Source organism: Micrococcus sp. HMSC31B01, from assembly GCF_001816085.1.
In the GTDB taxonomy this organism is placed as follows: Bacteria; Actinomycetota; Actinomycetes; order Actinomycetales; family Micrococcaceae; genus Micrococcus; species Micrococcus luteus.
The window spans coordinates 1-7,238 of sequence record NZ_KV825445.1 but is presented as its reverse complement, the minus strand read 5'-3'; the positions used below and the strand labels follow the sequence as shown (position 1 = coordinate 7,238).

General features: G+C 76.0%; 7 protein-coding genes. 3 read left to right on the top strand and 4 right to left on the bottom strand.

The window, feature by feature from the left end; genetic code table 11:
* The 4 genes from HMPREF3105_RS12085 to HMPREF3105_RS12070 form a co-directional block, all read right to left on the bottom strand.
* Window positions 1-517, bottom strand: a 517-nt coding sequence (locus HMPREF3105_RS12085) for a siderophore-interacting protein (RefSeq protein WP_141762543.1), incomplete at its 3' end; no start/stop codon positions are given.
* Window positions 518-626: 109 nt separating this feature from the next.
* Window positions 627-1,994, bottom strand: a complete 1,368-nt coding sequence (locus tag HMPREF3105_RS12080; protein WP_020621427.1) for an LLM class flavin-dependent oxidoreductase — start codon at window positions 1,992-1,994, stop codon at window positions 627-629.
* The gene (locus HMPREF3105_RS12075) at window positions 1,991-3,397 is read right to left on the bottom strand and encodes an MFS transporter (RefSeq protein ID WP_070709836.1); all 1,407 of its coding nucleotides are present in this window, start codon (window positions 3,395-3,397) and stop codon (window positions 1,991-1,993) included. Before HMPREF3105_RS12075 ends, HMPREF3105_RS12080 begins: the two co-directional genes overlap by 4 nt.
* A complete protein-coding gene (locus tag HMPREF3105_RS12070) occupies window positions 3,394-4,782 on the bottom strand; it encodes an acyl-CoA dehydrogenase family protein (protein ID WP_020624946.1) in 1,389 nt (462 codons plus the stop codon). Before HMPREF3105_RS12070 ends, HMPREF3105_RS12075 begins: the two co-directional genes overlap by 4 nt.
* Before the next feature lie 197 nt (window positions 4,783-4,979).
* Between HMPREF3105_RS12070 and HMPREF3105_RS12065 the strand changes: the two genes are divergently transcribed.
* From HMPREF3105_RS12065 to HMPREF3105_RS12055, 3 genes are read left to right on the top strand one after another with little or no spacing between them, the layout of a single operon-like run.
* The gene (locus HMPREF3105_RS12065; protein WP_063189894.1) at window positions 4,980-5,864 is read left to right on the top strand and encodes an EamA family transporter; all 885 of its coding nucleotides are present in this window, start codon (window positions 4,980-4,982) and stop codon (window positions 5,862-5,864) included.
* 9 nt (window positions 5,865-5,873) lie between these two features.
* Window positions 5,874-6,680, top strand: coding sequence for a DUF1648 domain-containing protein (locus HMPREF3105_RS12060; RefSeq protein WP_063189893.1), 807 nt, complete (start codon window positions 5,874-5,876; stop codon window positions 6,678-6,680).
* Window positions 6,681-6,688: 8 nt separating this feature from the next.
* Complete coding sequence (locus HMPREF3105_RS12055; RefSeq protein WP_063189892.1) at window positions 6,689-7,225, top strand: metallophosphoesterase family protein; 537 nt, start codon at window positions 6,689-6,691, stop codon at window positions 7,223-7,225.
* The last annotated feature ends 13 nt before the right edge of the window (window positions 7,226-7,238 follow it).

Here is a 7,238-nt window from a genome sequence, read left to right as displayed (position 1 = left end):
CGGCGTCCGTGGCGGCGAGGTCCTCGAGGGCGGCGGCGATCGCCGGCAGCGCGGCCTCGTCGCCGGCGAGCAGGTGCCAGTCGGCGGTGGGGTCGGGCCGGTAGGCGCCGCCGGGACCCAGGAACGCGACCTGCTGCCCCACCGGCTCGGACGCCGCCCACGCCCCGGCCAGGCCACCGTCGTGCCCGGGGGCGGCGCCGCCGTCGGACGCACCGTGGACCACGAAGTCGACATCCATGGTGCGGGCGGCCGCGTCCATGTGGCGCACCGTGTAGGTGCGGCGGACCGGCAGCTGCTCCGGGGCGAGGCGCTCGCGGAGGGCGTCCAGGTCGTACGGGGGCTCGAGGCCGAGCGCGGGGTCGGCGAAGAGCAGCTTCACGTACTGGTCCGTGGCGCCCTTCTCCGCCCAGCGGGCATGGACGGCGTCGAACTGCTCACCGCCGAGGGTCAGGCGCACGAGGTGCGGGGTGAGCCGGCGGGCGGCCACCACGGTGAGGACGGTCTGGGGCCGGGCCATGCGGGCCTCCTGGGGTCGGGGCGGGGTCTGCGCGGGTACGCGTCCCCCACTCTCCCACGACGAGACGGATTAGCGCACGTCAGCGTGACGTTTTCCCGTGGCGTCGGGGTCAGCGGAACCGGGCCCCCCGGTGGTCCTCCGGCAGCAGCGGTCCCCCGCCGGCCACGTTCTCGCGCAGGGTCCGCCCCGCCTCGGGCTCACGCAGCAGGCCGCGCCGCCGCAGCTCGGGGCTCACGAGCCGGGCGAACCGCTCGAGGTCCGTCGGGCGCACGGCCGCCGAGATGTTGAAGCCGTCCACGCCCGTCTCGCGGTGCCAGCGCTCGAGCTCATCGGCCACGGTGGCCGGGGACCCCACGATCACCGGCCCCCGCCCGCCCACGCTCACGAACTCCGCCACCTCGCGCACCGTCCAGCGACGGTCCGGCGACTGGGTGGTGAACGCGGCCAGCGCCGTCCGCGAGGCCTCGCTCTCCACGTGCTCCAGCTCGGCGTCCGGGTCCAGGCCGGACAGGTCCACCCCCGTCCAGCCGCCGAACAGCGCGAGCGCGGACTCCACGTCCACGTGTTCGTGGTACTCGGCCAGCCGCGCCTGCGCCTCCTCGTCCGTGTCCGCGACGACGACGGTCACCATCGCCAGCACGCGGATCGCGTCCTCGGGGCGGCCGGCCTCCCGCAGGCCCTCGCGGGTCTGCTCGACGAACCGCCGCACGTGCGCCGTCGTCGGGCCGATGTAGAAGACCGCCTCCGCGTGCTCGAGCGCGAACCGTCGCCCCCGCGAGGACGCGCCGGCCTGGAACAGGAACGGGGTGCCCTGCGGCCCGGGGTGCGCGAGCGCGACGCCGGGCAGGCGCACGTGCGGGCCCTCCACGCCGATCGGGTGCACCTTCGCCGGGTCCGCGAACACCCCGGACTCGCGGTCCGCCACGACGGCGTCCCGCTCCACGGACCCCTCGAACTGGCGGTACATGGCGTCGAGGTAGGCGTCGGCGCGGTCGTAGCGCTCGTCGTGGCCCGGCTGCCGGTCCAGGCCGAGGTTGCGTGCGGCCGAGTCCTGGTAGCCGGTCACCACGTTCCATGCGATGCGCCCCTCCGTGAAGTGGTCCAGCGAGGTCAGCGTGCGCGCCAGCAGGTAGGGCTGCTCGTAGGTGACGGACGCGGTGACGCCGAAGCCCACCCGCTCGGTGACGGCGGCCATCGCCGAGACCACCGTGAACGGGTCCAGCAGCGGCCACTGCACGCCGCCGCGCACCGTGGCGTCCACGCCGCTGCCGTGCACGTCGTACAGCCCGAGGATGTCCGCGAGGAACACGGCGGTGAACCCGCCCTCCTCCACGGTGCGGGCCAGGTCCGTCCAGAAGGACAGCCGGTCGAACTCGTGGGCGCGGGACTCGGGGTGCCGCCACAGCCCGGGCGACTGGTGCACGGGCGTCACCATGTCGAACGCGCTGAGGATGAACGGGGCGGGGGTCGCGGTCATCGGGTCTCCAGGGTCACGGGGGCACGGTCGGGGCGGGCGGTCACCGCGGCGGCACCGGGGGCGGCATCGACGGCCGGCCCGTCCGCCTGTGCGGCCAGGATGGCGGCGTCGTCGGCCACGAGGTCCGTCTCGGGGCGGGCCACGGGGTCACGGGCGAAGCGCGAGGCGATCAGCGAGAGCGTGGCCAGCAGCGTCAGGTACGCGGCGATCAGCCACGGCGTGTGGCCGCCGACCTCGTACAGCAGCGCCGCGATGAACGGGGCGAACCCGCCGCCCACCACCGTGCCGAGCTGATAGCCCAGGTTCACGCCCGAGTACCGCACGCGCACCGGGAACTGCTCGGCGAACCACGCGGCCTGCGGACCGTAGACGCTGTCGTGGGCCACGTTGATCACCAGCACCACGACGAGCGGCAGCACCGCCAGCGCGCCGGCATCCACGACGGCGAACAGCACCCAGCCCGCCACCGCCGTGAGCGCGTACCCGACCCGGGACACCCGGGCACGGCCCACCCGGTCCGAGACCGCGCCCCAGAAGGGGGTGCTCACCAGCCCGATGGCCGAGGCGACCATGATGGCGGAGACGAGGACGCCGTCGTCGGCGCCGCGGAGCACGAGGTAGCTGACCAGGTACGCGGTGACGAGGTAGTAGAGGCCGTTCTGGCCGAGACGCAGGCCGGCGGTCACGAGCACGGGGCGGGCGTGATGGCGCAGCAGCTCGACGACGGGCGCGCGGCTGACGGTCCCGGCGTCCCGGTGCACGCGGAACTCGGCCGAGTCCTCGACGCCGAGGCGGATGGCCAGGCCCACCACCACGAGCAGACCCGAGGCGAGGAACGGCAGGCGCCAGCCGAACGCGGCGAACTGCTCGTCGGTGGTGGCCAGCTTGACCAGGGAGAACGCGCCGGTGGCCAGGAGCATGCCGGCCGAGGAGCCGACCTGCGTGAACGAGCCGAACAGGCCGCGCCGGTCCGCGGGGGCGTGCTCCACGGACATCAGGGCGGCGCCGCCCCACTCCATGCCGGCGGAGAGGCCCTGCAGGCAGCGCAGCAGCACGAGCCCGGCCACCGCCCACCAGCCCGCCTGGGCGAACGTGGGCAGGACGCCGATGAGCATCGAGGCGCCGCCCATCAGCAGCAGCGAGATGACCAGCAGGGCCTTGCGGCCCACGCGGTCCCCGAAGTGGCCGGCCACGATCCCGCCCAGCGGGCGCAGCACGACGCCGACGGCGAGCGTGGCGAACGAGGCGAGGGTCGCCCCGAACGCGGTCTGGCCGGGGAAGAACTGCACGTTGAACACGAGCGCGGCGGCCAGGCCGTAGAGGTAGAAGTCGTACCACTCGATGGTGGTGCCGATGAACGAGCCGAGCACGGCCCGGCGACGGTGGGTGCGCAGGGTGCTCATCGGGCGGCCTCCCCGGAGGCGGGGGCGTCGGCGCCGAGGGGCGCGGAGGCGGCCGGGGCGTCGCCGATCGCGTTGAGGCCCTCGGGCACGGTGCCGTTGATCCAGAAGTCGCCGATCGCCCGGGCGCGGAACGCGATGGGATTGTGCGTGGCCACCGTCTGCGCGTTGCGCCAGTGCCGGTCCAGGCCCTTGGCGGTGCTCGTGGCGGAGGCCCCACCGGTGAGGAACAGCTCCTGGGCGGCGCCGAGGGCCAGCTCCGGGACGGTCACCTGGGCGTGCTCCACCGCCAGCTCGGCCCACGTGAAGGAGGCGGGCACCTCCTCGGGGGCGCCGGAGCCGGTGCGGCCGGCCTCGTGGTCCGCGAGCGCCGCATCCAGGGCGTCCGCCGCCGAGAGCACCGCGGCCTCGGCCGTGAACGCCTTGGCCGCGATCCGCCCGACGGCCTCCTGGATCAGCGGGTCCTCCCGGAACGGCAGGCCCAGGCCCGTGTTGAAGGTGCGCACGCGGACGGCCACGGCGTCGGCGGCGTCCCGACGGGCCGCCCGGGCGATCCCGGCGAGGACGGCGAGCAGGATGAGCTGGAACCACGCCGCCTCGTAGACCGCCTCGGCGCTGCCGGGTGCCCGGTCGAGCACGTCCTGCGGCGGCACGGCGACGCCGTCGAACACCGCGGTGCCGGTGCCGGTCAGGCGCTGGCCGAAGCCGTCCCAGTCGTCGTCCAGACGCACACCCGGGGCCTCCACCGGCACGACGGCGAAGCGCCGGCCCGGGGCCGGTCGCCCGTCCGCGTCGGTCTGGGCGGCGGAGACGCGCGTGTGCGAGGAGAAGATCGAGCCGGTCGCGTAGAACTTGGTGCCAGTCAGGGTCCACGGGCCGTCGCCCGCGGGTGCCGGGGTGAGGACCGTGTTGAGCGTGCCCAGCGCGTTGCCGCCCTTCTCGGTGGATGCGTTGCCGACCGTGGCGCCGGCCAGGATCCGGGCATGCCAGCGCTCGCGGACGGCCTCGGGCTGGAAGCGGAGGGAGTCGAGGAATCCCAGGTGCGAGCGGTAGAGGTGCGCGACGTTCGCGTCCGCCTCCGCCAGGTCGATCAGCAGGGCCACGGCGGTCCGCACGTCCACACCGGGCCCACCGGCCTCCGCGGGGACCCGCAGCGTGGCGAAGCCGGCCTCGTTGAGGGCACGGACCTCCTCGAACGGGAGGATCCGGCGGCGGTCGCGCTCGCGGGAGCCTTCGGCGATCCGCGCGAACACCGGGGCGAAGTGGCGGCGCAGGCCGGCCAGGTCGCGGGGCAGGTCTGCGGGGCGCTCGAGCGGCGGGACGGCGCCGAGCGGGACGGGCGTGGCGGCGGGCGGCGCGGACGCGTCCGTCGGGTCGGTGAGCGGCATGTCGATCTCCTCGGTCCGGAGGCGGGCGGCCCGCCGGGCGCGGTGCCGCGGGTCGTGGGGGTCGCTGGGTCGTATGGAGGCCCACGCTAGGAACGGTTCCGGGGCGGTGTGCCGGCGGCCGTCACATTCGGCGGGCCGGTCGCGGGGAGGGCTCCGGCCGGGGCCGGGGTGACGCGGCGCGGCCCTAGGCTGAGCCCGTGCGTCTCGTCCTGCTCGTCCTGCTCTCGCTGCTGAGTCAGCAGCTCGGCGCGTCCGTGGCGGGCCTGCTGTTCGACGACGTCGGCGCGTCCGCCATGGTCGCCCTGCGCGTGGTGTTCTCCGCGGCCGTGCTGCTGCTCGTCACCCGGCCGAGCCGCGCCGCCCTCGCCGGCCTGGGTCCCCGGGGGTGGGCCGCCGTCGTCGGGCTGGGTGCGGCCATGACCGGCATGAACCTGGCCATCTACGAGGCGTTCGCGCGGATCCCGCAGGGCGTGGCCGTGACGTTCGAGGTGCTCGGGCCGCTGGCGCTGTCCGTGGCGGCGCGGCCGTCATGGCGGTCGGCGGCGTGGGCGGCCCTCGCGCTCGTCGGGATCGGGGTGCTCGGCCGGGAGGGGTTCAGCGCGGACGGCGGGATCGGCGGCGCGGGGCTGGACCCGGTGGGGGTGGCGCTCGCGCTGGCCGCGGCGGCGTGCTGGGCGGCGTACATCCTGCTCTCCCGGCGTGCGGGGACCCATCTGCCGGGGGTGCAGGGGCTGGCCCTGGCGACGGCGGCCGGGTCCCTCGTGGCGCTGCCGGTCGGCGTCGCGACGGCGGGTACGGCCCTGCTCTCTCCCGTGGTGCTGGGCGTGGGACTGGCCGTGGCGCTGCTGTCCACGGCGGTGCCGTACGGGATCGACCTGCAGGTGCTGCGCCACATGCCGACCGCACTGTTCTCCCTGCTGACGTGCCTCTCGCCGATCGCGGCGGCGCTGACCGCGTGGGCCGTGCGCGGGCAGGAGCTCACCCCGCTGGACCTGGCGGGGATGCTGCTGGTGATCGCGGCGTGCGCGGCCGCCGTCTGGACGGGCCGGTCACCCGGTGTGGCGGGCGGGGGCCGAAGTTAGCCTGGGTCGATGACCCACCCGCCCCATCCCGTCCCCGCCGACGTCCCCGCCGCCGAGCGCGCCGCCCTGCGCCGTGGCCGGCTGCGTCCGTGGCTGCCGTTCCTGCTCGCGGCCGCGCTGTGCCTGGCGCTGCTGGGGTGGGCCCTCGTCGCCCTGCCGGGCCTGCCGGAGCGCGTGCCCACGCACTGGGGCGTCGACGGGCGACCGGATGCGTGGGAGGACGCCTCGTTCGGCACGGTGGCGACGGGGCCGCTGATCGGCCTCGGCATGACGGGGTTCCTGGCCCTGGTCTCCGCGATGGTCACTGCCCTGGTTCCCATGGATCCGGGGCTGTCCCCGTGGCGGCGCGTGCGCCAGCCGGGGGTGCACCGCGGGGTCCAGGCGTGCCTCGGGTGGTCGTGCGTGCTCATCGTGCTGGTGCTGGCCCCGACGACGGCCGAGGTGCTCGCCGCCGGGGCGTGGACGATGGCCTGGTGGCTCCTGCCCCTCACGCTGACCGTGCTCATGGTGGGCATCTTCCCGGCGATGCGGGCCGGCACCCGGCGGTGGACGCGCTGGGCGGACCGCGTCGCCGCGGACCTCGGGCACCGGCCCACGGCCGCGGAGCTCGCCGAGGACGAGGTGTGGACGCCCCTGGGGCTCAAGCGCGACCCCGAGGACCCGGCCGTCTTCCCCGCCAAACGCCCCGGCTACGGCGTGGGCGTGACGGTCAACCTCGCCACCCCGGCGGGCCGGTGGCTGGTGCGCGGATTCGTGGCGGTGTTCATCGTCGGCCTGCCGCTGGCGCTCTGGCTCGGCGCGTTCGCGGCGCGGTGAGGCGGACCGTGCCCGACGACGTCGCCGTCCGCCTGCTCCTGATCGCCGACACCCACATCCCGCGGCGCGCCCGCGCCCTGCCTGCGCAGGTGCGGGCCGAGGTGGCGCGGGCCGACGTCGTGCTCCACGCCGGCGACTGGGTGGCCGAGGACGTGCTCGACGACCTCGACGCGCGGGCCGCCCGGCTGGTGGGCGTGTGGGGCAACAACGACGGGCCGGGGCCGCGGGCGCGGCTGCCCGAGGTGGCGCGCGTGGAGCTCGGCGGGGTGCGGATCGCGATGGTCCACGAGACGGGCCCGGCGGCCGGCCGCGAGCGCCGCATGGCCGCGGCGTTCCCGGACGCGGACGTGCTGGTCTTCGGGCACAGCCACATCCCGTGGGACACCGTGGCCGGGCCGGAGACCGCGAACCCGGGCCTGCGGCTGCTCAACCCCGGCTCCTGCACGGACCGGCGGCGGCAGCCGGTGTGCACGCTGATACGCGCGGTGGCGCGGGACGGACGGCTCGAGGACGTGGAGCTGGTGCCGGTCGACCGCACGCCGTGACCGACGGGCCGGC